This window comes from Streptomyces sp. 3214.6 (assembly GCF_900129855.1).
GTDB classification, from domain to species: Bacteria; Actinomycetota; Actinomycetes; order Streptomycetales; family Streptomycetaceae; genus Streptomyces; species Streptomyces soliscabiei.
Map to the genome: position 1 here is coordinate 5,652,226 of NZ_LT670819.1, position 23,192 is coordinate 5,675,417.

19 protein-coding genes and 2 pseudogenes are annotated in these 23,192 nt (G+C 69.7%); 10 read left to right on the forward strand and 11 right to left on the reverse strand.

The window, feature by feature from the left end:
• Positions 1-14 precede the first annotated feature (14 nt).
• Positions 15-2,099 (forward strand): annotated as a pseudogene (locus B5557_RS25590) (MMPL family transporter); the annotation flags it as partial.
• A gap of 2 nt (positions 2,100-2,101) precedes the next feature.
• On the opposite strand, the gene B5557_RS25595 reads toward B5557_RS25590, so the two are convergent.
• Together B5557_RS25595 and B5557_RS25600 are read right to left on the reverse strand one after the other, a co-directional pair.
• Positions 2,102-2,869 carry a class I SAM-dependent methyltransferase gene (locus B5557_RS25595; RefSeq protein ID WP_079661654.1) on the reverse strand — a complete coding sequence of 256 codons (768 nt, stop codon included), beginning with the start codon at positions 2,867-2,869 and terminating at the stop codon, positions 2,102-2,104.
• Positions 2,870-2,974: 105 nt separating this feature from the next.
• On the reverse strand, positions 2,975-3,862 hold the full coding sequence (locus B5557_RS25600; RefSeq protein WP_079661655.1) for a LysR family transcriptional regulator: 888 nt from the start codon (positions 3,860-3,862) through the stop codon (positions 2,975-2,977).
• Between the two features lie 106 nt (positions 3,863-3,968).
• Here B5557_RS25600 and B5557_RS25605 point away from each other — a divergent pair, with 106 nt between their 5' ends.
• Together B5557_RS25605 and B5557_RS25610 are read left to right on the forward strand one after the other, a co-directional pair.
• Complete coding sequence (locus B5557_RS25605; RefSeq protein WP_079664996.1) at positions 3,969-4,889, forward strand: EamA family transporter; 921 nt, start codon at positions 3,969-3,971, stop codon at positions 4,887-4,889.
• Positions 4,890-4,939: 50 nt separating this feature from the next.
• Positions 4,940-5,668 carry an NAD(P)-dependent oxidoreductase gene (locus B5557_RS25610; protein ID WP_079661656.1) on the forward strand — a complete coding sequence of 243 codons (729 nt, stop codon included), beginning with the start codon at positions 4,940-4,942 and terminating at the stop codon, positions 5,666-5,668.
• Positions 5,669-5,782: 114 nt separating this feature from the next.
• Here B5557_RS25610 and B5557_RS25615 read toward each other — a convergent pair whose 3' ends face one another.
• Positions 5,783-6,766, reverse strand: coding sequence for a polysaccharide deacetylase family protein (locus B5557_RS25615; RefSeq protein ID WP_079661657.1), 984 nt, complete (start codon positions 6,764-6,766; stop codon positions 5,783-5,785).
• A 27-nt stretch (positions 6,767-6,793) separates the two neighbouring features.
• Complete coding sequence (locus B5557_RS25620; protein ID WP_159424510.1) at positions 6,794-7,699, reverse strand: glycoside hydrolase family 11 protein; 906 nt, start codon at positions 7,697-7,699, stop codon at positions 6,794-6,796.
• A 425-nt stretch (positions 7,700-8,124) separates the two neighbouring features.
• On the opposite strand from B5557_RS25620, the gene B5557_RS25625 reads away from it, so the two are divergent.
• The 3 genes from B5557_RS25625 to B5557_RS25635 all read left to right on the forward strand — a co-directional run bounded on the left by B5557_RS25625 (position 8,125) and on the right by B5557_RS25635 (position 10,353).
• A complete protein-coding gene (locus B5557_RS25625; RefSeq protein ID WP_231976035.1) occupies positions 8,125-8,394 on the forward strand; it encodes a hypothetical protein in 270 nt (89 codons plus the stop codon).
• Between the two features lie 83 nt (positions 8,395-8,477).
• On the forward strand, positions 8,478-9,413 hold the full coding sequence (gene sigJ / locus B5557_RS25630) for an RNA polymerase sigma factor SigJ (protein ID WP_079661659.1): 936 nt from the start codon (positions 8,478-8,480) through the stop codon (positions 9,411-9,413).
• 484 nt (positions 9,414-9,897) lie between these two features.
• Entirely contained in the window at positions 9,898-10,353 is a 456-nt protein-coding gene (locus B5557_RS25635) for a VOC family protein (RefSeq protein WP_079661660.1), read from the forward strand.
• A 169-nt stretch (positions 10,354-10,522) separates the two neighbouring features.
• Here B5557_RS25635 and B5557_RS25640 read toward each other — a convergent pair whose 3' ends face one another.
• Positions 10,523-10,936 (reverse strand): winged helix-turn-helix transcriptional regulator, encoded by a 414-nt coding sequence (locus B5557_RS25640; RefSeq protein WP_079661661.1) that lies wholly within the window; start codon positions 10,934-10,936, stop codon positions 10,523-10,525.
• 100 nt (positions 10,937-11,036) lie between these two features.
• On the opposite strand from B5557_RS25640, the gene B5557_RS25645 reads away from it, so the two are divergent.
• Positions 11,037-11,978, forward strand: a complete 942-nt coding sequence (locus tag B5557_RS25645) for an NADP-dependent oxidoreductase (protein ID WP_079664997.1) — start codon at positions 11,037-11,039, stop codon at positions 11,976-11,978.
• A gap of 177 nt (positions 11,979-12,155) precedes the next feature.
• Here B5557_RS25645 and B5557_RS25650 read toward each other — a convergent pair whose 3' ends face one another.
• Together B5557_RS25650 and B5557_RS25655 are read right to left on the reverse strand one after the other, a co-directional pair.
• A complete protein-coding gene (locus B5557_RS25650) occupies positions 12,156-13,106 on the reverse strand; it encodes a hypothetical protein (protein ID WP_079661662.1) in 951 nt (316 codons plus the stop codon).
• A 375-nt stretch (positions 13,107-13,481) separates the two neighbouring features.
• The gene (locus B5557_RS25655) at positions 13,482-14,033 is read right to left on the reverse strand and encodes a GNAT family N-acetyltransferase (protein ID WP_079661663.1); all 552 of its coding nucleotides are present in this window, start codon (positions 14,031-14,033) and stop codon (positions 13,482-13,484) included.
• Positions 14,034-14,101: 68 nt separating this feature from the next.
• Between B5557_RS25655 and B5557_RS25660 the strand changes: the two genes are divergently transcribed.
• Complete coding sequence (locus B5557_RS25660; protein ID WP_231976036.1) at positions 14,102-14,344, forward strand: hypothetical protein; 243 nt, start codon at positions 14,102-14,104, stop codon at positions 14,342-14,344.
• Positions 14,345-14,585: 241 nt separating this feature from the next.
• Here B5557_RS25660 and B5557_RS25665 read toward each other — a convergent pair whose 3' ends face one another.
• Complete coding sequence (locus B5557_RS25665) at positions 14,586-16,601, reverse strand: glycosyl hydrolase (protein ID WP_079661664.1); 2,016 nt, start codon at positions 16,599-16,601, stop codon at positions 14,586-14,588.
• 753 nt (positions 16,602-17,354) lie between these two features.
• On the opposite strand from B5557_RS25665, the gene B5557_RS25670 reads away from it, so the two are divergent.
• A complete protein-coding gene (locus B5557_RS25670; protein ID WP_079661665.1) occupies positions 17,355-18,773 on the forward strand; it encodes an ATP-binding protein in 1,419 nt (472 codons plus the stop codon).
• A gap of 276 nt (positions 18,774-19,049) precedes the next feature.
• Here the strand turns inward: B5557_RS25670 and B5557_RS25675 are convergent, their stop codons facing one another.
• The 3 genes from B5557_RS25675 to B5557_RS25685 form a co-directional block, all read right to left on the reverse strand.
• The gene (locus tag B5557_RS25675; RefSeq protein WP_079661666.1) at positions 19,050-20,243 is read right to left on the reverse strand and encodes a PP2C family protein-serine/threonine phosphatase; all 1,194 of its coding nucleotides are present in this window, start codon (positions 20,241-20,243) and stop codon (positions 19,050-19,052) included.
• Positions 20,244-20,400: 157 nt separating this feature from the next.
• On the reverse strand, positions 20,401-20,853 hold the full coding sequence (locus tag B5557_RS25680; protein WP_079664998.1) for a DUF5994 family protein: 453 nt from the start codon (positions 20,851-20,853) through the stop codon (positions 20,401-20,403).
• Positions 20,854-21,167: 314 nt separating this feature from the next.
• Positions 21,168-22,142 (reverse strand): STAS domain-containing protein, encoded by a 975-nt coding sequence (locus B5557_RS25685; protein WP_079661667.1) that lies wholly within the window; start codon positions 22,140-22,142, stop codon positions 21,168-21,170.
• A gap of 341 nt (positions 22,143-22,483) precedes the next feature.
• Here B5557_RS25685 and B5557_RS25690 point away from each other — a divergent pair.
• Positions 22,484-22,958 (forward strand): annotated as a pseudogene (locus tag B5557_RS25690) (transposase); the annotation flags it as partial.
• Between the last annotated feature and the right edge of the window lie 234 nt (positions 22,959-23,192).

Sequence of the window (23,192 nt, forward strand, 5' to 3'; positions counted from 1 at the left end):
CCGGGGGGATCCACATGATGCGGACAATGGCGTCCCTGCCCAGCGGCAGAGTGACGAAGTGGGTCGTCCTCGCCCTGTGGGCGGCCCTGCTGGTCCCGGCCGTCCTGCTGGCCGGCCGGCTCGGCGACGTCGAGGAGAACGACAACTCCGCCTGGCTGCCCGGCAACGCGGAGTCGACCGAGGTCGTCGAGCGGGCCGAGAGGTTCCGGCCCGACGACACCGTCCCCGCGATCGTGATCTACGACCGGCCCGGGGGCGTCACCCCGGCCGACCTGAGCAAGGCGCGGGCCGACGCCGAAGCCTTCAAGGGCGTCGAGAACGTCGTGGGGCAGCCGCAGGGCCCGGTGACGTCGCAGGACGGCGAGGCCGTCCAGACCGTGGTCCAGGTGCACAAGGACAGGACGGGCTGGGAAGGGATCGGCAAGGTCGTCGACGCGCTCACCGAGGTCGGTGAGAAGAACGCCGACGGCCTCGGGTTCCACGTCACCGGACCTGCCGGTCACGCCTCCGACTCGATCAAGGCCTTCAGCTCAGGAGGCAGCCTGACGGCGATCACCGCGTCCGTGGTGGTCGTCATCCTGCTGCTCACCTACCGCAGCCCGGTGCTGCCTCTGCTGCCGCTGCTGACCGTGGGCGGCGCTCTGGTCACCTCGGAGGCGGCGATCTACCTGCTGGCGAAGAACGCCGGACTCACCGTCAACAAACAGACCGGCTTCATCCTGACCGTGCTGGTGTTCGGCGCCGCCACCGACTACGCCCTGCTGCTCACCTCGCGCTACCGGGAGGAACTACGGCGGCACGCGGACCGGCACGAGGCGATGGCGCAGGCCCTGTACCGCTCCGGCCCGGCGATCCTCGCCAGCGCCGCGACCGTCGCCGTCAGCCTGACGCTGCTGATGCTGGCCACCCTCAACTCCACCCAGGGACTCGGTCCGGCCTGCGCCGTCGGCATCCTCGTCGGGTTCCTCGCCATGGTCACCCTGATGCCCGCCCTGCTGGTCATCTGCGGCCGTTGGATCTTCTGGCCCGTGAGACCGGCCCAAGGGGCGGCCGGCGAGGGCGCGGACGGCGCTGGCGGCGCGGACGGCGGTGTCTGGACCCGGGTCGGCACCGCTGTCTCCGGTCGGCCCCGACTCGTGTGGATCGGCGCCGCGCTCGCCCTGGGCGTCATGGCGGTCGGGGTGTTCGGGCTGAAGGCCGACGGGCTCTCCAGCAAGGACCAGTTCACCGGCACACCGCAGACGGCCGTCGGCGAGGAGATCCAGGCCAGGCACTTCCCGGCCGGGTCGGGCGACCCCGTTTACGTCGTGGCCAGGGCCGCGTCCGCGGAGCAGGCCGAGCGGGTGCGGGCCGCCCTCGCCGACGTCCCGGGAGTCGCCGCCGTCTCGACGCCGACGCTCAAGGACGGCGACGCCCTCATGCTGGGGGAGCTCGCGGACGATCCCAGCAGCACGGCCGCGATGCGCACCGTCGAGCAGGCCAGAACCGCCGTCCACGCGGTCGAGGGCGCGGACGCGCAGGTCGGCGGCACCACGGCGGTCGCGCTCGACACGCAGCAAGCGGCCGCCCGGGACTCCGAGGTGATCATCCCCATCGTGCTGCTCGTGGTGTTCCTGGTCCTGGCCCTGCTGTTGCGGGCGCTCGTCGCACCGCTGCTGCTCATGGCGACGGTGGTGCTGTCGTTCGGCGCGGCCCTCGGCGTCAGCAGCCTGATGTTCGACCACGTGTTCGGCTTCGCCGGGGCGGAAGCGTCGTTCCCGCTCCTGACGTTCGTGTTCCTGGTCGCCCTCGGCATCGACTACAACATCTTCCTCGTCACCCGGGTCCGCGAAGAGGCACTGCTGCACGGCACCCGGCGCGGCGCGCTGACCGGCCTGTCCGCGACCGGAGGCGTCATCACCTCGGCGGGGCTGGTCCTGGCCGGCACCTTCGCGGCGATGGCCTCACTCCCGCTGGTGTTCGCGGCCGAACTCGGCTTCGCGGTCGCGTTCGGAGTCCTGCTGGACACCTTGGTCGTCCGCTCGGTCCTGGTCACCGCGCTCACCCTGGACGTGGGCCGCTGGATGTGGTGGCCCAGCAGCCTGTTCCGCCGGCACGACGCCTACGCGGCGGAGCGCGCCACGAGCAGTGGCTGGAAAAAGCCCGTCTCCGACGGCGCCCGCCACTCGGGAGCCACGAATCCGGCCTCGGCCACGAGCCCGGCCAGCCGGTCCCGGCCGAGCGCCCAGTAGCTGGTCCGGCGGACCCGGACGCGCCAGTCCCCGTCCGCCGGCAACAGCTGGAAGTGCTCCAGGTCGTAGCGTTCGCCGTCCTCGTGCCAGTGCCAGAGCTGGAAGGTGACGGTTCGTTCCGTCCCGTCGGGGCTTCGGTGGACCTGCGGTGGCGTGGCAGCGGGGCGGTCGCGTAGCAGGTCGTCGTAGGGGCGGGTGCTGATCAGCAGCAGGCCGCCGGGGCGCAGCACCCGGCGCATCTCGGCCAGGGCGGTGCGGACGTCCCGCTCCGTGAGGAGGTGGGGCAGCGAGTTGTCCGCGCAGACGACGGCGTCGAACCCGGCGTCGGGAAAAGGGAGTTGACGCATGTCGGCGGCGGCCGTCGGCAGCGGGACATCGCGGTGGGCGGCCTCGCGGGCCGCGCGGGCGGCGGCGCGCGGGCTGAGGTCCGTGCCGGTGACGCGGTGCCCGTGCAGCGCCAGACCTACGGCCTGCGTGCCGATGCCGCAGGCGCAGTCCAGCACCGTCGCGCGGCCCGGGCCCAGCAGCGCGCCCAGGGCCGCGCCCTGCCGGCGCACGCTCGCGTCCCAGTCCGCGTAGACCAGGTGGTAGTCGTCGGCCAGCTCGTCGTAGAAACGCGTCACCGAGGTCTCGGACATGGACCGATGGTAGGGAGATCGGGCCGTGGCCGACGACGGTCCGTGGACGACGGCCTGTATACGGGGTCCGTCCACGACGGTCCGATGTCTACGGCGGTCCGATGTCTACGATGCTCTGACGCCGAGGACGTCGAGCATCGCGCGGGTGGCCGGGCTGGGGTTGAACCGGCTCCACGCCAGGTACTCGACGCGATGCGGCCCGTCGGTCACCGGGACCAGCGCCAGTTCGGGGTCGTCGGCGGCCAGCGGCCGGATGAACGCCGACGGCAGCAGTGCGATGCCGAGCCCGCGCGCGACCAGCCGGGTGATCAGCTCGACGACACCGGCCTCGTACGCGACGTCCCGGACCAGGCCCGCGGCGGCGAACGCCTGGTCGGACTGGGCCCGGGCCGGAGTCCCGCCCACGAAGTCCACGAACGTCTCCTCAGCGGTGTCCCGCAGCGCGACCCGGGCCGCGCCCGCCAGCCGATGCCCGGCCGGCACCACCAGGACGTGCTCGTCGTGATCGAGGACGACGGTCTCCACCCCGGGCGGCCGCCCGCCCTCCGGCAGGCCGAGGAAGGCGAGGTCCAGATCGCCGCTGCGGATCGCCGCCGCCAACTCGTCGCTGCGACCGGAGCGCAGCACCACCCGGACGTCCGGGTGCTGGGCGCGATACCGCTGCAGCAACTCGGGGACGTCGACGGCGGCCGTCGTCACGATCACGCCGACGGCGAGCCGGCCCCGCACCACGCCGGTCGCGGCAGCGGCGTCGGCGACCGCACGGTCGGCGGCGGCCAGACACTCCCGCGCGCCGACGAGGAACGCCGTTCCGGCGCTGGTCAGCTCGACGCGCCGGCTGGAGCGGGCGAACAGCCTCACCCCCAGCTCCCGTTCCAGGTCGGCGATCCGATGACTGAGCGACGACTGCACCACCGAGCAACGCTCCGCGGCGCGGGTGAAGTTGCTGGTCTCGGCCACGGCGACGACGTACCGCATCTGTTGAAGGTCCACGCGATCAATCGTTATGGTTCATGGCTGCCATGACAAGCATGCTTTGGATTCATGGCCGCGATTGCCGAGACTTCAGCACATGCCGAACACGCAGCGCATGCAGAAGATGCAGACCCTGACTCCGACCGGGAGTTCACCGCTGCGGGCCGCGTCCGGCCGGCGGGCGACGACCGTCGCGCTGACCGCACTCGCCCCCGCCTCCTGGGGCACCACGTACGCCGTGACCACCGAACTGCTGCCGGCCGGGCACCCGTTGTTCTCCGGGCTGATGCGTGCCCTGCCCGCCGGGCTGCTCGCCCTGGCGATCACCCGCGTCCTCCCGCGCGGGGACTGGTGGTGGAAGGCCGCCGTCCTCGGTGTGCTCAACATCGGTGCCCTGTACCCCCTGTTGTTCCTGGCGGCCGAACGACTCCCCGGCGGCGTCGCCGCCACCCTCGGCGCGGCCCAGCCGCTGCTGGTCGCCGGGCTGGCCGTCGCGGCGCTCCACGAGCGGCCGACGGTCTGGCGGCTCACCTGGGGTGTGATCGGCGTGGCCGGCGTCGGACTCGTGGTGCTCGGACCTCAGGCCCGGCTGGACGCAGTGGGGGTGCTGGCCGGCCTCGGCGGTACGGCGGCCATGGCCGCCGGCATCGTCCTCCTCAAACGCTGGGGGCGTCCCGCGGGGGTCGGACCCCTGACCCTGGCCGGCTGGCAACTGGCGTCCGGTGGGCTGCTGTTGCTCCCGCTGACCTTCGCGGTCGAGGGGGCGCCGCCGCGGCTCGACGCCGGAGCGGTCGGCGGCTACCTGTGGCTCGGCACCGTGGGAGGACTGATCGCGCACACCCTGTGGTCCCGGGGGATTGCCACGCTGCCGGTCGGCGCGTCCGCACCGCTGGTGCTGCTGTCGCCGCTGGTCGCCACGGTCGTGGGCATCGCGCTGGGCGAGTCGCTGAGCCTGCCGCAGAGCGTCGGTTTCGTTCTCGCCCTGGCCGCGTTGCTCGCGGCACAGCTCAACGCCCCGAATCTGAGAGGAACACGGAACCGATGAGGACAGGTACGGGTACGGGTACGGGTACGGGTACAGGTGCAGGTGCAGGGATGACGATCGCCGTGCTCGGCGCCACCGGGATGGTCGGCAGCCGGGTGGTCGCCGAGGCCCGCGCGCGCGGACACCGGGTGCAGGCCCTGTCCCGGAAGCCGGCGCGTGAGGACCCGGCCGTGACGCCGGTCGCGGTCGACGCCCGCGACCCACGCGCCGTACGCGAGGCGTTGTCGCGCCTTGCGGTGCATGCGCTGGAGAAAGGGGAAGGGGATGCGGTGGATGCGGTGGTGCTGACCGTGCGGACCGAGCCGGTCGACCAGGAGTTCCTGGTCGGCGTCACCCGTACCGTCCTGGACAGTGCGGCACGGCTCGGGACGCGCGTCCTCGTGGTCGGCGGCGCCGGCGCGTTGCGCAGCCCCGACGACCCCGACCTCCTGGTCGCCGACAATCCCGCTTACGTGCCCGCCGAGTTGAAGGCCGTGGCCGCCGCCGGGATGGCTCAGCTGCGGACCTGTCAGGCCCACCCCGACGCCGACTGGGTCTACGTCAGCCCGCCGGCCCTGCTCGAACCCGGTGAACGCACCGGCCGCTACCTGCGCGGTACGGACACCCTGCTCACGGCCGCCGACGGCCGCTCGTGGATCAGCGCCGAGGACCTGGCCGTCGCCGTCCTCGACGAACTGGAGACGCCCGCGCCCGGCCCCGACCGTCACATCACGGTCGTCCACGCGGATCCCGGGTCGCCGCGGCCTCGAACGCCCGGCATCTCGGCGGCCACCCGCTGACCGGCTCTGCCCACGCGAACGGCCCCGGACGGGGAGTCCGAGGCCGACAGATCAGCGGCTCAACGTCGAGACAACAGCTCAACTCGAGACAGCTGTTCAGCTCGAGACAGTGCTTCAGCTCGCGGTGCAGGAGACGGTGGGCCAGGTCCAGTTGCCGTTGGGCTGGATGGTGACGCCCCAGTTGTTGCCGCTGCCGTTGGGTTTGGCGGTGAGGACTTGGGTGTTGGGGTAGGCGGCGGTGATGTTCCAGGTGGAGAGGACTTTCGCGGGGGAGGGGAGGTTCATGGTGACGGTCCAGTTGCTGGAGCCGGTGACGGCGACGTTGAGGTTGTAGCGGTCGCCCCACTGCTGTCCCGCGGAAAGGGTCGCCGCACAACTGCTGCCGCCCCCGCCTCCGCCGCCGCCCCCACCTCCGCCGCCCCCGCTGTTGGGAGCCACCGCGCGGCCGGTCTGCGGGGAGATCATCCCGGCGCACAGGCCGCGGGCGGCCAGCCCCTGCGCGATGCGCGGGATCGCGGCGAGGGTGTTGGCGGGCCAGTCGTGCATGAGGATGACCTGGCCGTTGGTGAGCCGGCCGGCCGCCGCGACGATCGCGTCGGTGCCGGCGTTGTTCCAGTCCTGCGAGTCGACGTCCCAGATGATCTCGGTCAGCCCGTACTTGGCCTCGACCGACTTCACCGTCGCGTTGGTCTCGCCGTACGGCGGCCGGAACAGCACCGGGGTGCCGCCTCCCGCACCCGCGATGGCCTGCTGGGTCCGGGAGATCTCCGAGTCGATCGTGGCCTGGCTCTGCTGCGTCAGATGCGGATGGGTGTAGCTGTGGTTGCCCACCCACATGCCGGCGTTCACCTGGGCCCGCACGAGGGACGGGTTTGCGGCGGCGTACTGGCCCTCGTTGAACATCGTGGCCCGCAGCCCGTTCCGCGTGAGCGCGTTGAGCAGGGCGTTGGTGGTGCCGCCGGGGCCGTCGTCGAAGGTGAGACCGACGTACCCGTTGCAGACGGCGGCCTGAGCCGGGGCGGGGGCGCCGAGGGTGACGGTGCCCGCGGCGGCTGTGGCGACGGCCGCCAGGATCGTGAGACGCGGTCTGGCTTTCATGGGGGCGCTCCAGCCTGTGACTCGGGGTCAGGACGCGGTGCAGGAGACGGTGGGCCAGGTCCAGTTGCCGTTGGGCTGGATGGTGACGCCCCAGTTGTTGCCGCTGCCGTTGGGTTTGGCGGTGAGGACTTGGGTGTTGGGGTAGGCGGCGGTGATGTTCCAGGTGGAGAGGACTTTCGCGGGGGAGGGGATGTTCATGGTGACGGTCCAGTTGCTGGAGCCGGTGACGGCGACGTTGAGGTTGTAGCGGTCGCCCCACTGCTGTCCCGCGGAAAGGGTCGCCGCGCAACTGCTGCCGCCCCCGCCCCCACCTCCGCCGCCGCCTGAACCGGTCCCACCGACGGTGATGTTGGAGTTGCCGCTGCTCTGGTAGCCCTCCGTCGCCATGATCATGTAGTAGTTGAAGCTGCCCAGGGGCATCCCGGCCCGTGCCCACGCGTCGAAGTGGTTACCGGTGGTGATGGTTCCGCCGGTCCTCTTCGACTGCCGGACACTCCAGTACTGGTCGAAGGTGCGATTGCCCTCGACGGACGGGGCGTTGTACCGCGTCGTCTTGTAGATGTCGTACGTGCCGCCGTCGCTGGTGACGGTGCCCTTGTACGTTCCCGTGGGCCGGTAGGTGCCCCAGTTGTCGACGATGTAGTACTCGACGAGCGGGTTCGACGTCCACCCGTAGAGAGCCAGGTAGGCGTTGCCGGACGGGTTGAAGGTGCCCGAGTAGGTCACACTCCTGCGCCCGCCGTTGCTCCAGCCCTTGCCTGCGACGAAGTTCCCGGTGTTCCTCCAGGAGGTGCTGTAGTTGCCGCCGGAGCTCAGGTTCATGGAGACCGTGCCCGGTGAGTCCGTCCAGAACGAGTAGTAGTAGCCGTTGTCGGTGCCGGTCTGGTTCGTGGTGATGACCGTGTCGGCGTGGGCCGTGCCGGGCATGGTCATCGCGGCCACGGCGACCAGCACGGTGGCGCAGACACCGCTGACGAACAGCCTGAAACGGCTGAGCGGCCCGAAACGGGCGTGACTGCGGTTCGTGGGGTGTGTGGATGCGGGTGTGCGAGCGGATGCGGGTGCGTCGTTCATTTGCGTGCTTCCTCCTCGTCCTCGTGGGGCCGATGGGAGCCAACAGGCGCGACGGCACACAGTTTTGATATGGCCCTGCCAGCTGTCAATACTTTCGGCGATGATCCCGAAACATTCGCTTATTGAATGATCGACTTGGATGGGTGTATTGCCTGGTGGACAGGCCTGGGAGGGGAGCTGAATTGAGGATTGATCGCCAATGCCGCAGATATCGAGATCGCGTTTGAGGCTTTCCTATTCCGAATGTTTCGAAGGGTTTCCGATCGAATCGAATGGGAACGGGCGTGCCGGCAGGGCAGGAAGTCCCCAAGGGGCGAGAATGGATAGAGTGCTCCGGTTGCTACTTCGACCCCTCGGACCTGGTCCTGATCCACATGGCCAACCTCGGCGTCGTCAACGCCTGCCGCGACGCCGCTCCCGACGCCTGGCGCCGCGTCGTCGCCCTCCTGATCCAGTCCTTCGAGGCGCCGGCCCGCGGCCCCCTCCCCGCCTCACCCGAACACCACGCCCTCTACAAGGCCATGCTCCGGTCCAGTCCGACGAACGGAATGTGAGGAGGCGTTCCCGACCTCACACTTCGGTTCGCTGTTTCGTCGGACCGGTGAGGACACCTGCGACCGAGGGAGCCGTCCACGCCATGACCACCCCATCAGGGCCAGCAGCCAGTCCGTCCGACCCGGGCCTGAGTGTGCTCGAGAACGAGCGTCGTCAGCTGATCAGTCTCGCGTACCGGCTCCTCGGCTCGGTGGCCGAAGCCGAGGACGTCGTCCAGGAGACCTACGCCCGTTGGTACGCCATGACGCCACGACAGCGGGAGGACATCGCGTCCCCGGGCGGTTGGCTGACGACTGTCGCCAGTCGTATCTGCCTCGACCTGCTCGGCTCGGCACGGGCCAGGCGCGAGCGCTACGTCGGCGAATGGATCCCGGAACCGCTGCCCGACGGTACGGAGTGGATCAGTGGGCGGTGGGGCGGCGCCACCGTCGACCCGGCCGACCGGGTCACCCTCGACGAGTCGATCAACATGGCCTTCCTCGTCGTGCTCGACTCGATGACCCCGGCCGAGCGCGTGGCGTTCGTCCTGCACGACGTCTTCCGCTACTCCTTCGCCGAAGTGGCCGAGATCGTCGGCCGTACCCCGGCGGCATGCCGTCAACTCGCCTCGTCGGCCCGCCGCCGCCTTCACGCGTCGCAGCCCCGCACGACCCCGACGGCCCGACGCGCCGACCTCGTCAGAGCCTTCAAGCAGGCATGGGAGGCCCAGGACATCGACGCCCTCATCGGCCTGCTGGCACCCGACGCCACGGCGACCGGCGACGGCGGCGGACTCGTCCCCGCCTCACTCCGCCCGGTGGAGGGTGCCGAACAGATCGCACGCTTCCTCGCCGAACGCTCCCAAGCGGTCCCCGGCGTGACGATCCTGGAGACCACGGTCAACGGCCAACCCGGCCTGACGGCCCAACTGGACGGCAACATCATGTCGGTCCTGGCGTTCGACGTCGCGGACGACCGGATCACACGCATCTGGGCCGTACTGAACCCCGACAAACTCCGCCCTTGGACACGGACCTGACACCACACCCACTCCGGCAACTGCCGCCGACTGCCGGCAGCACATGGCCTTCTGCGCGTACCGTCAGCCGAACGAACTCGCGCAGGGGGCAAGGCCTTGGTGGGCTGAGGGGATGCGGGCCGGGGGCGGTCAGACATCTGCGGCTGCTGCAGGTGCCTGTTGGGCCTGACCCACGGGTGTGCCTGTTGGGCCGGGGCCTGGGCCTGACCCACGGGTGACCGTCGGCGTCAACTGCCGCCCTCAGCCACAGGCGTGGGCGTCCGACCACGCCCCTGACGCCGGCGCTGACCAGGCGAACGGCTTGTGCGGAGCGCGTGTCCCGCTCCTCGTCCACTGCCTCAGCTTCGCGGTGCGCTCGAGCCACTCCATGGCCCATGATCGTAGTGACGTTCTGCCGGCTGACCCCGAGCCGACCGCCTCAACTGCTTCCAGGGCCTGTTGCGAAGGTGGATCTTCTGTCAGACCTGCCTGGGATGCTCGGAGCATGGAGATGACAGTGCAGCTGACGATCGACTGTTCCGATCCGCAGGGGATGGTGACCTTCTGGGCCGAGGCCCTGGGCTATGTGCCTGAGCCTCCGCCGAGCGGGCACGCCACCTGGCGTGCCTACTGGGCGGCTATGGGAGTGCCCGAGGCAGAGCTGCCGGCCGGTGCGGGGGACATCCCGGAGTCGATCACCGATCCCGCGGGACGTGGACCGAGGGTGTGGTTCCAGGAGGTTCCGGAGCCGAAGATCGCCAAGAACCGGTGGCACTTCGACCTGAAGGTCGGTGGGGGCCGCGACGTCCCACTGGACGTCCGCACACAGCGGGTCAACGCTACGGTGGAGCGGCTGGTCAAAGCTGGTGCCACCGTGCTGCGGATCAAGGATGAGCCGAACATGGGGCTCTATGCCGCCGCCATGCAGGACCCCGAGGGCAACGAATTCGACGTCGTCTGAGGGCCGTTGCGCCGATGCTGGTCACAGCCACTCGTTCACGGCCGCGACCAGCGCAGTCGTCGCCGTCGATGTCACTTCTGAACCGGTGCCCCCGGCAGGATTCGAACCTGCGACGCCCGCTTCAGGAGTGGGCTCGAATCCTTGCACGGCGCTGCCCAGCCGGAGGCGATCAGGCCGTGACCGGCTGTACCTCCTGGGCGGCCCGCGCGTCGTAGGTGTCGCGGGCGTCCAGGACGGCATTGATGTTTGTCTCGGACCACGCGCGGATCGCGTGCATCAGCGCGGTGACGCTCTCGCCCAGCCCGGTGGCCGCGTATTCGACCTTTGGCGGAATGGTCGGGTACACCGTGCGGGTGACCAGGCCGTCCCGCTCCAGGGTGCGCAGGGTCTGCGTGAGCATCTTCTGGGTGATGCCGTCCAGGCGGCGCCGCAGCTCGCCAAAGCGCATCGGGCCGCCGGCCAGCGCGCCCATGACCAGCATCGTCCACTTGTTGGCGAGTACGTCCAGGATCTGGCGCGAGGGGCAGGCAGCCAGATAGGCATCCGCGCCGCCGTAGAAGCGCAGGTTGTCAGTAGTACCCATGAGGTACCTATATACCTTTGAAGTGCCTTCTGTTCAACGGGTACTACCCCGCCGAGGATAAGGACATCCCGAACGACTCCCCGAACAGGAGTGCATGACGATGCGCGCGATCACCCAGAAGACCTTCGGCGGCACCGAGGTGCTGGAGCTCGTCCACGACGCGCCCAAGCCGGCACCCGGACCGACGCAGGTGCTGGTCCGAGTGAAGGCGACCAGCGTCAACCCCGTGGAACTGTTTGTCCGCTCCGGCGCCTTCCCGCTCCTGGGCGAGCCGCCCTTCGTCCTGGGCTGGGACGTCTCCGGGGTAGTGGAGCAGGTCGACCCGGGTGTGCACCGGTTCAAGGTCGGCGACGAGGTCTACGGGATGCCGTACTTCCCGGTCGCGGCCGGAGCGAACGCCGAGTACCTGGTCGCCCCCGCACGGCAGTTGGCTCGCAAGCCCGCAGGGATCAGCCACGAGGAGGCCGCGGCGCTGCCGCTGGTCGGCCTGACCGCCTGGCATGCACTGGTGGAGATCGCGCGGTTGCGGCCTGGCCAACGGGTACTGATCCACGGTGCGGGGGGCGGGCTCGGGCACGTCGCGGTACAGCTGGCCAAGCACCTCGGCGCGGAGGTGGTTGGCACCGCGAGCGCGGCCAAGCACGACTTCCTGCGCGGCTTGGGCGCGGACCAGTTGGTCGACTACCGGACCCAGGACTACACAGAGGTACTCCGGGATGCGCCGGTGGACGTGGTGTTGGAGACCCTGGGCGGTGGGAACGCCGAGCGATCCTTCGGCGTGCTGCGGCAGGGCGGCGTGCTGGTGACGGCGGTGGAGCGGCTCAGTACCACCCTGCCGGAGCTGGCGGAGCGGTCCGGCGTGCGCTTCGCGGCGGTGGGCGTGGAGCCGGACCCGGCGGGCCTGGAGTCGCTGACCGAACTGGTCGAGGCGGGGAAGCTTCGGGTGCACCTGCAGCGGGTGTTCCCGCTGGAGAAGTTGGCGGAGGCGCACGAGGTGCTGGCTGCCGGCAACGTGCAGGGCAAGCTCGCGATCACGGTCTGAAGGATCGCGCAAGGAAGGGTGTGAATTCAGGCAGCGGCGTCCTCCCGTCGCCGGGCCAGGTCACCGTTGCATGCTTCAGCGGGCCTGGGACCGTGTGCTGGAGAAGAAGCCGGTTCTGCTGGTGCTCATCGGCTCCGACCTGTCGATGGTGGAGGCGCTGAACAGCTATGGACGCCGCTACCAGGCTCGGTTTTCGGCAAGCGCGGGGTCCTGGGCGGGGGTGTCGGTCGGGGCCGGGACGTCCTTCCCGGCGCTCTCCGGCGCGCCGAACCAGGCCACCGCAACCGCGCCCGAGACCGCCAGGACGAAGCCGGTCACCGCCAACCAGGCGAAGCCGGGGCGTGAGGCGTCCCCCAGCCACCAGACGCCGATCATGCCGGGCAGTACGGTCTCGCCGACCACCAGCGCCGCCGTCGCCCCGTTCACCGAGCCGATCTGCAGCGCGATGGTGTGCAGGTACATGCCGCCGAGTCCGGCGACGAGAATGGCGTACAGGGCCGGGTCGGTGAGCAGCGTGCCCAGGTCGAACGGATCGATCCCGTTCAGCACCCGCACGCCCACGCCGAGCGCGCCGAAGCCGAGACCGGAGAGCAGACCGGCCAGGATCGCGGCCCGGGCGCCGAGCAGCCGGACCAGGACCGTGCCGCCCGTCATCAGCAGCAGGGAGATCGCGAGGAGCCACCAGTGGGTGGTGATCGGCGTGTGCCCGCTGCCTTCAGGGCCCGCCGCGCTTGCGAGCAGCACCAGCGCCGAGCAGACGACTGCGATCGAGGTCCACTCCGCCCGGGTCAGCCGGATGCCGAGCAGCTTGACGCTCAGGACGGCCGTGATGATGAGGTTGGCGCTGATGACCGTCTGGGAGAGGAACAGCGGCAGCAGACGGGCGGCGAGCGCGCCGAGCCCGAAGCCGACGAAGTCCAGGACCGTGCCGACGACGAACTCCCAGGTCATCGCCGCCTGGGCGGTGGAGGAGAGACTGGGGCCGCCATGCGTGGTGACCTGTCCGGCGGTGTGCCCGCCGGCGGCCGCCTCGCGGCGGGCCGACTTGCGGGAGCCGACGGCCTGGAGGACGGAGCCCGTGCCGTAACAAATCGAGGCCGCAACGGCGGTCAGGAGGCCTATGAGCACCGAGCACTCCGTTCAGGGGGTGGTTCCTGGCTGTTCTCCCTGCCAGACGCGGGAACGACCGCCCGCGTTGCGCGGACCGGGTCTGCGTCGAGATGGACGTGAAGAAGGCCGCCGTCCGGCATCTGGTTCCTGTAGAGGCCTTCCGGGCTGGGTGAGGATGCCTTGGCTGCCGAGTCAGCCGAGCCAGCCGAGTCAGCCGAGTGTCGGCGGCGGCTGGACTCGGCCGTCGTCGAGACCGAGTCGGGAGCGGGTGACGTTCACCGTGGAATCAGCTTCATGGCGAGGGCCGAGTCGCTTACGCGGCACCCTGCCTTTCCTGCGGCCCTGACGGATCGACAGCTGTGAACGTGGAGAAACGGCAAGTCAAAGGACTGCTCAGCTACCCAAGGCCTGCCACTCCGGCGCCAGCACCGACCAGACCTCGGCGTCGTGGCGGACGTCGCGGTAGAGGTAGGTTTCGCGCAGGACGCCCTCACGGGTCATGCCGAGTCGCTTGGCCACGTTGATGCTGGGCGTGTTGTTCGGCGACACCAGCCACTGCACGCGGTGGATGCCGCGTTCGTTGAATGCCCAGTCGATGATCAGCCGTGCGGCACGTCCGACCAGGCCCCGGCCTGTGGCGGCAGGCTCCAGCCAGCAGCCTGCCTCGCAGATGCCGGCAGCTGCGTCGAATTTCGGGAAGGAGACGCCACCCACGAGGGTGCCGTCGAGCCAGATCCCGTACAGTCGGCCGGTGTCGGAGGCTGCCTTGTCGGCGTAAAGCTGGAGATAGCTGCGGGCGGAGTCCAGGTCTGCGGCGAGGTCGGGCAGTTCCATGTGCGCACCGATGAAGTCACGGCCTCGCTCCATGTGTGCGAGGAACTCCTCGGCCCGCCACGGCTCCAAAGGCCGCAGCTCGGCCCCGTCCCCCAGGGAAACCGCGAACATAGCCATCCTTCAAGGTGTGCTTATCCGACTGTTGGATCTTCGCACGCCCACCCGCTACGGACGGCGGCGTGGGCTTGCTGCGTTATCTCCGCCACGGCGCTCCGACGCCGGCCCAAGCGGCCGGGGCCGATCTGATGGACATCCAGGAAATGCTTGGCCACTCCTCGATCACCATCACGGCCGACACCTGTACGAGCCTGCCCCCCCCCGAAGCGGACTTGGCGATCGCCGAGGCCGCAGCCCGGCTCGTCCCGCGCGCCCGCGTCACCTCCGACGACACCGCCAGCGAATCGGAACCCGAGGCCGAATAGAACGGCTCCCCGAGGGAGAAACCCCAGTTCAGCGGCTCATGTGTGCCGAATCCGTTCCGGAGGTGCCTCGTGGCAGGGCGTCCGCGATTCGTTCCGCGGCCTCCAGCAACGGGATGCGGCCTACGCGGCACGTCCGGTGCGGTCCCCGCACGGGAGCGTGATCTCGGCACAAGGGGACTCGGGCGGCGGTAACCCCGCGCCGGGTATGTCATTCGGCAGGGGGTTACCGCGTGCCGGTGTGTCATTCGGCCCTGATGTCGTCCACGTACACGATGCCCTTGGTCGCCGCGCCGCTCCCATGGACGAGGTACAGATTGAACGCCGTCACCTTGGCGAGGTGAGCCGCGTCGAGCACGGCTCCGGCGTGTGCGGTGTCCCAGGGAGCGGGCGTGAACTCGCTGAAGAGTGCCCTGACCTCCTGCCCGCTCGTGTCGGTCAGCGGAACCTGGTACCAGAAATCGACTCCGCCGGCGACGATCTGGAGCGCGCCGCCGTTTGCGGAACCGTCGCCCCGCAGCCACAGCGCGAGGGACGTGAAGTCGGACCAGTCCGCGTCGACCGGCTTGCCTGTGCCGGTGTACTCGGCGACGGTGAAGTCGTACGCGTAGGCCAGTCCGTAGGAGCCCGAGGACTTGTGGTCGGCCGACAGGGTGAGGGTGTGGGAGTTGACATGGGTGTACGCCTCGCTCAGGGCGACATCGTCTCCGGCGTATCCCTCGAAGTCGTCGACCCAGCCGGCAGGCAGCGGTTGGACCTCGGCGAGGAGGACCACGGCCGAGTCGGTGAGCGTCTTGCCGTCCACCCGCGCGCTCACGGTGAGGGTCACCGAGCGGTTGTTCCGCGTGGCCGGGTCGATCGACCAGTCGCCCGAGTAGAAGCCGTCGGCGTCGAGGCGTAGCCGTCTGGCGCGTCCGCCGTTCACGGAATAGGTGACCCGGCTCGCCCTCGCGGGTGTGACACGCACCCGGACGGTGGTCTTGGAGGCCGTTACGCGCTGCCGGTCCGTAGGGGTCACGAGGTGCAGGAACGGGGCGTTCCTGACAGCGGTGGTGCGAGCGGAGTACACCCCCCGGAGATCGGCGGCGAACAGGGTGTAGGGGTCCTGGTGGTAGGCGACGAAGTCCGGCAGCAGGACGTGGCCCGGGTATGGGACATAAGCACGTTTGGTGCCCCCGAAGTTGGCCCAGGTGAGCATGTACGTCATCTGACGGGCCAGCGGGTCCGCCTGGATGGCCTGCGACAGCTGGGTGAACCACTGAAGGTTGCGGACCTCGGTGCCGCCCTCCCCGAACTCGGTGAAGGCCGGAGCCTTGCCTCGCTCGTTCGCCAGCCGGACCACCATCGCCAGATCCTTCACCACACCGTCCAGCCAGGGGGTCGGTCCGGCGTTTTCGTCGTAGGAGTCGTAGCCGAGGACATCGACGAAACGGTCGCCGGGGTAGGTCTTCAGGTAGCCGGCCGGGTCGCCTCCGAAACTCGAGTTGGGCGAGTAGGCGTAGAGCAGGTTGTGGACGCCCCTGGTGTCGCGCAGGTACTCGACGGTGTAGCGGAACAGCTCGATGAACTCGGCCGAGGTGGTGTGGCCGGCGCCCCACCAGAACCAGGCTCCGTTGTTCTCGTGGAAGGGGCGGAAGACGACCGGGATCGCGGTGCCGTCCGGCCGTCGTGCGCCCTTGACCGCCTTCGCGATGCGGTCGAGGAAGGCGTTGAAGTCCGCGTGTTTCGCGCCTCCGGGAAGGATCTGGCTGACCACTCGCCCCGTTGTGTCGTAGAAGTTCTCGCCGGTGACGAAGTTCGGCATGTGAGCGCTGAGGGTGTTGATCCCGCCGCGTGCGTCCCCCTGCCGGATGCACCGGCTGAGCGCGGCGATGTTCTCGGCTTCGGTCCCGCCCTCGACGCCGGGGCGTTCGTCGCCGTCGAGGATGAGCGTGTCCCAGCCGAAGACCGCGGGGTAGTCGTCCACCGCCGCCCTGGTGTCGGACGCCTTGCCGTCGGGGGTGGTGAAAGTGAAGCCATAGGTGAGGTCGTGCTGGTGACCGAACAGGATGCCTTTGCCCTGCTGCCGCTTCAGGTACGCGAACAGCGCGCGGGTGGCGGGGGTCGCCTTGACGTCGACGATCCGGACCGGCGCCGGCGCGCCGGCGAGCGCAGTCGGGGAGGTCGCCGCGGCGGCCACCGATCTCCGGGTGCCGGCTGCCGCGGCGACCGTGGCGCCGAGGAGGATGAACGTGCGACGGTTCAGGGGAGAGCTGGGCATGTGTGTCTCCGTTTGACGTGGCGATCTCTCGCCAGGGCGAGGTGACCCCCCCGGGGGGCCGGGGTGCCCCGCCCCGAGGGGTGTCGTGGTCCGCCCCCGTCGGCGGCGCCAGGCGTCGTCAGGCACGGCGCTTGTCGCCGTAGTCGTATGCCGGGCCGGGGGTACTCGGGTAGCTGTGGACAGGCGGCTGCTCGGCCTGCTCAGTCGGCCGTCGAACAGTCGTCGCACTCCGGGGGACGAGCCGTCTTCCACTCGCAGGTCTGCGACCCAGAGCCGTGACCCCGGCCCGGACTGCTTCGTGGCGCCTCGCGCGGACCCGTTGCAGGTGCAGCGCTGGAGGAAGAGGAACAGGAAGACGACGAGCGTGGGCACGATGCGAGGACTGTCTCGGCCGTGAGGTCATCCCCGTGGGCTCCGAAGGGGATGACGAGTCGGAGCGACACTGGTCGCCGCTGCCCTGAGCATCCAGGGTCTGTAGGTCACTTGTGGGGGGTCCTTCCCGTGACGCGGTCGGCTGCAGGTAGATGGGGTCCTGGTCAGGGACATCCGCAACGCACGACACACGTGTGCTTCAAGTGGCGCTATTCGACTAGAGGTTGGGGAAAAAAGAAAGGCTAAGCGGCTCGCGAGACTCAGGCGCACCCTCCCGGTGATCGGCGACACCACGCGGCGCTCCCCCCTGTAACTAACTTTAATGTTACTAACTGTGATGTTAGTATCTGTGGGGTTGCGTGGCACTGAGGAGGCGGCGGCATGGCAGATTTCGTGGGCAGGCGGCACGAACTCGAGACGCTGGATCGCGAGCTCGGCAAGGTGGCGGCCGGGGTCGGTGGGGAGCGGCCCGGGCGGTGCGTGATGCTTCGAGGGCGCCGCCGGGTGGGTAAGTCGCGGTTGGTGGAGCGGTTCGCCGAGAGGTCCGGTGCGCCGTTCCTCTTCTACGCCGCCACAGGGGCGTCGCCGGGGGCGGACCTGGAGCGGCTCAGCCAGGATGCCCAGTCGTCCAGCCTTCCGCTGGCGAATCTGCTGTCCGCGGCCCGCCCGGCGAGTTGGGATGCGGCCTTCGACGTACTGGCGGCGGCACTGCCGCACGACCGGGCGAGCGTGGTGGTCATGGACGAGGTGCCCTATTTGATGGATGCGGAGGGCGCCTTCGAGGGCATGCTTCAGCGGGCCTGGGACCGTGTGCTGGAGAAGAAGCCGGTTCTGCTCGTTCTCATCGGTTCCGACCTGTCGATGATGGAGGCGCTGAACAGCTATGGACGCCCGTTCCACCAGCGCGGACGGGAGATGGTGCTGGGTCCGCTCAACCCGGCGGAGGTGGGCGAGATGCTCGGCCTCGATCCTGCTTCGGCCTTCGACGCGGCCTTGATCACCGGTGGACTGCCTCTGCTCTGTGCGGAGTGGACGCACGGCGCCGGGATGTGGGAGTTCCTGCAGGCGGCGCTCAGCGATCCGGTCTCGGCCTTGCTGGTGTCGGCGGAGCGCTCGCTCGCCGCAGAGTTCCCCCAGCAGGTCCAGGCACGCACCGTTCTCTCGGCGATCGGCAGCGGTGAGCGGACGTTCTCCAATATCGCCCGCGCCGCCGGCGGGATCGGGGCGACCCCGCTCCAGCGGTCGCTGGGGATCCTCGCGGAGAAACGGGTGATCGCGGCGGAGCTTCCCGTGTCCACCCGGCCTTCGAAGGATCGTCGCTACCGGGTCGCGGATCCCTACCTCCGCTTCTGGCTGAAGCTCCTCGGGCCGGCGATGGAAGAGATCGAGCGGGGCCGGGGGGACCTGACACTGCGGCGCATCCGTGAAAACTGGACCAGCTGGCGCGGCAGGGCCATTGAACCTCTGGTGCGCGAGGCGCTGGCACGGCTGCTGCCTGACGCGAACCTCCCTGCCGCCCCCGCCATCGGCGGTTACTGGACCCGTACCAACGATGTGGAGATCGACATCGTGGGAGCGGACCGCGCGCCGATCGCCAAGGAACTGTTGTTCGTCGGCTCGGTGAAGTGGCTGGAGAACTCCCCGTTCGACCGGCACGATCTCGCGGCTCTGCACCGGCACCGCGCCGCGCTCACACCTGCTCCCGTGCCTGTGATTGCTGTCTCGCGCAGCGGGACCGACTGCACGGGGCTCGACGCTGCGTACGGCCCGGCGGAACTCCTCGCGGCGTGGTCCTCCTGAGCATGCCGGCACACGTGTGGGTGCCAGGTGTCTATGGCCTGTCGCCCCATTCGGATCGGCCGAGCCTCCGGCGCACCGCGCCGGTGACGTCCTTCCGCTCACGCAAACGGCCCCGGACGAAGAGTCCGAGGCCGAGCAAGAGCCTTCACTGGGGGACAAACCCCAGGTCAGAGCGGTAACGCGTGGTGCCCCCGGCAGGATTCGAACCTGCGACACCCGCTTTGGGAGTTTTCCCTGGGCGGGGCTGTGACCTGGGGGAACGCCGCCGGAGTGAGGTCAGCCGCGCCACTCCACCAGGAGCAGCGTCGCGTCATCCGTGGTGTGTCCGCCCCGCGCCCGCTTGAGCGTGTGGGACAGGGAGCGTGCCACCGCCCGGATTCCGCGGCCGGTTCTCTCCAACTGGTTCACCCACTCGATCATCTGCTCCTCCCCGAACTCCTCCTCCCCGGCACCGTGCTCCTCGACCAGCCCGTCGGTGAAGCACAGGAGGCGGTCCCCCGGCTCCAGTTTCATCTCGCTCGTCTGCGGCTGCGGACCCCCGAGGCCGACAGGGAGGGTCGTCGGACCGGTCAGCCGCAGTGTGACGCGGTGATCACGCACGAGCATCGGTGACGGGTGCCCGGCGTTGACCCACTGAAGATGTCCCGTCGTGGTGTCCAGCTGCAGCATCTGCGCGGTGACGAAGTGCTCGGGGCCGAACTGGTCCGCCACAGCGCGGTCCATGAAGGCGTAGATCTCCGGCAGCCCGGTGCCGGCGCGGCGGGCGTGGCGGTAGGAGCCGATGGCCACGGTCGCCATCGTGGCCGCGTCCAGTCCGTGCCCCATCGCGTCGATCATGGCCACGTGGAGGACGTCTCCGTTGAGGGCGTAGTCGAAGCTGTCACCCGCCACGTCATAGGTGGGTTCCAGGATCCCGGCCACGGCGACCCGAGGCATGATCATCGCCAGCGGTGGCAGCAGGGCCCACTGGATCTCGGCGGCGACGCTTATCGGTTCCCTGCGTCGGACACCGAAGAAGAGGTCGGAGTAGCCGTTCTTGGTCACGAGCAGGTCGGCCACGAGGCCGGCGATCCTGTGCAGGATGCGGCGGTCGTCGTCATCGATGCTGTCCAGCGTCACTGCCATGACCCCGACCTGGTCGCCGCCGTCCAGCAGCGGCAGGAAGATTCGCACGCCGTCGTCTTCGGGCAGCTCGACGGGGTGAGCGTCCAGAAAGCAGCGGCCTGCCTCGGAGACGTCGATCGCCTGCGGTTCGCCGTCCATGAGGCCGTCGCCAGGCAAGGGTACGAGCAGCAGTTGGTCGTAGTCCTGCAGCAGCACCTGCGGTCGGCGGCCCCCTAGCCGCTCCACCACGTCGGCGACCAAGGGCCCGATGAGATGGGGCGGCAGTTCATGCGCGCGATCGAGGACCTCTCCCAGCAGAGCTTCCCCGAAGCTCTCGGAGCGGTCCGCGCGCTGTCCGGCCGTCATCCCCTCACCCGCCATGGTCCTCACCCGCCATGGTCCGAGTCGATCGGAGCGGCGGGCTGGGACGGCGCAGGATCCACCAATGTCATCGCTCCATCGAGGGGTCGTAGGCGCCCCCGGGCGCCGGCCCCGTCACCCGGGCCCGTCCGGATCGGGCCTCTCACCGGAGTCCGGACCCTCCTTCCGACTCCCATGCGTCCTGTCCGTCGAGACCGCTCTCGGCGAGTGCCAGCAGGCGCGGAGCCGACAGGGGGTTTTCTGGATCGGCGGCAGCGGTCAGCAGCCGGGTGGCCGCACCAGCCGGCTCGTCCGGGGGGATCACCAGCAGTTCCCAGCGTCCCACGGTGCCGCACTCCACGGTGATGGCATGCGCCTCGGCGGCGAAATCGGTCAGGACCACCTCGATCACATGGCCGGGCGCCATTACCTCCTTCGGGGCATCGGGCCAGGCGGCGGTACCCACGGTCACGCGCGTGACGGTGCCGATGCTCGGATCCAAGGAGCCGACCAGCACGGGCAGCTCCAGTTCCAGTGCGTCGCAGCGCGGCCACCATGCGCCGTCCAGCGGGCCATGGCTGACGTCCGGCGTGAGGCGCAGCCGGGGCAAAGGCATCCGGTAGGAGTGTCCGTCACCTGGCGCCGTACCTTCGGCGGGCTCTGTGATGGCGTTCATCGTGCGATCCCATTCCGGGCGGTTTCCGGCTGCCCGTGCCTGTCACTCGCCGGGAACGGCGCCGCCGTGATCGTGCGCCCGACAGTTCTCGGTACCTGTCAGGCTACTCCCGGCCGTGGCAAGCGGCGTGGCGCGCAGCCATCGCGTGGAGAGGCAGACAGCCATCGCGTCGGGACACGTCCGTACGGTGGACGACGGGTGGCGTGACGGCCCTGGCCGGGTACGACCCGCCGGCTCATCGCTCCTCTGCCACATCATCGGCGTGCCGAGGGCTGCCCTTCGGAGGACAGGGTCAACACGCAGGGGGCGACGGGGCCGGGCAGCCCGACGACCTCGCCCATGTTCTGCCAGCCCCAGGACGAGAAGGCGGCTTGTCCTGCCTGGTCGGCAGGATGCAGCAGGGTGACCCCGAGGGAGGATCGCAGCTCTGTGAGCAGACGCTGTTGCAGGCGGCGGGCGACATCGCGGTGCTGAGCGTGCGGATGGGCCACGACCTGGGTGAGGACGACGAACCGTGCGCGGGAGGTGAGCCGCTGGATGAGCTCCTGGAGCGTTCCGTCGAACCCTCGGCGGCCGGAGCCGTCGGGGCCCACCGGAAAACCGAAGGCGCAACCGACCAGCACCGTCGTCTCGGCGACCAGCAGGGCGAAGCCGGGGCGATGGGCAGTGACCGCCAAGCGGTGCAGGAAGTCTCCGCGGTCGTGGTACGCCTCGCCGGCGGTGCCCGCGACGGACTCCGCAGCCAGGTCCACGATGTCCTCGCGCATGTCTTCTGCCTGCCAGCGGGTCAGCCGGCGAAGGCGAATCCCGTCCCTGAGGACCGGCTGATCCGGCCGACGAGCGGAGTCCTCGGGCGCCCGCGTCGCGGTACTCAGGAGGCCCCCGGATGCGGCGGGCGGCACGGGACTCAGGGGGGCCGTAAGGAGCAGCGAAGTCGATCCGGTGGCATCGAGGAGCCGGGAGATCTGCGCGCACGGATGTTGCAGCCGCAGCCGAGCGTGGACCCGGCTGGCGCGCCGTGATGCCGACAGGAGGACGTCCAAGCCCCTGGCGTCGCAGGAGCCGACCGTGGTCAGGTCGATGTCGATCACGGTGACACCGTCCAGCAGACACTGCTCCACTGCGGCCCGCAGCAGCGGCGTCGTGGCCGGCCCGATGTCGCCGGCAAGCGTGACGAGCGTCCGCTCTCCTCGGTTCCGCCGATGGATGTCCAGCCGGGAAAAGGCCATCACGCCTCCCCTCGGCATGGTTGCGGACCTGCACGGGTACTCAGCGCGGCCCCTGCCATGATGAGCTTGCGCGGAGTTGCTTCGACCGCGGCGGACATGACTGCCGACCCGCCTCCGCGCCGACCACTGGGGCGGCCCGGGGTTCGTCTCTCGCCGAGGACGACCCGGCGGGGCGGCCGGAGTGCGTGGTGCCCTCGGTACTTCAACCGTACGTCGGCCGCAACCGGAAGCGGTTGGAAGAAGACTGTGCTCAGAGGGGGCAGGATGGCCGCGTCTCGTTCTCGTCAAGGAAGAACCTCATGCAGCGCGACCGCCGATCTGCACGACCTCCTGGTGGAAGTCTGACCCTGCGGCAACTTGCCCTGCTGTTCGGCATCTCGAAATCCGCAGCCGACCGCGTCATCGCGCATCTCGGGCCGCTCCGGCCCCGCAAGCGGTTCCGCAAGGACGCAGTCCTCATCATGGACGGAACCCTGGTGCCCACCCGCGACCACACGGTCGCCGAACAGTCCAAGAATTACCGGTACTCCACCAACCACCAGGTCGTCATCGACGCGGACAGCAGGCTGGTCGTCGTGATCGGCCGACCGCTTCCGGGTAACCGTGCAGACTGCAAGGCATGGGAGGAATCCGGGGCCAAGGCCGCAGTCGGCCACACCATGACGATCGCAGACGGCGGTTATCCCAGCACCGGCCTCGTGATGCCCTGCCCCACCGGCGACGAAAGGGAGAGGAACTCCTGACTGGAAGCAGGCCAACAACAGGTCGCACAAACAGGTCCGCGCGCCTGTCGAGCACGCCCTCGCCCGCATGAAGGCTTCAGGTTCCCCCGGAGAGGACGCCGAGCGGACGTAGTGGCACGCGTGGGGCACGGCGCCTGAAACGGCTAAGGGCCGGCCTGGGAGGAAACCCCTCCTGAGCTGACCCTTATCCGTGTGCCCCCGGCAGGATTCGAACCTGCGACACCCGCTTTAGGAGTTTTCCCTGGGCGAGGCTGTGACCTGCGTAAATGTAGCCTCCAGTGCACCTGACCTGCGAAATCACTCCTCC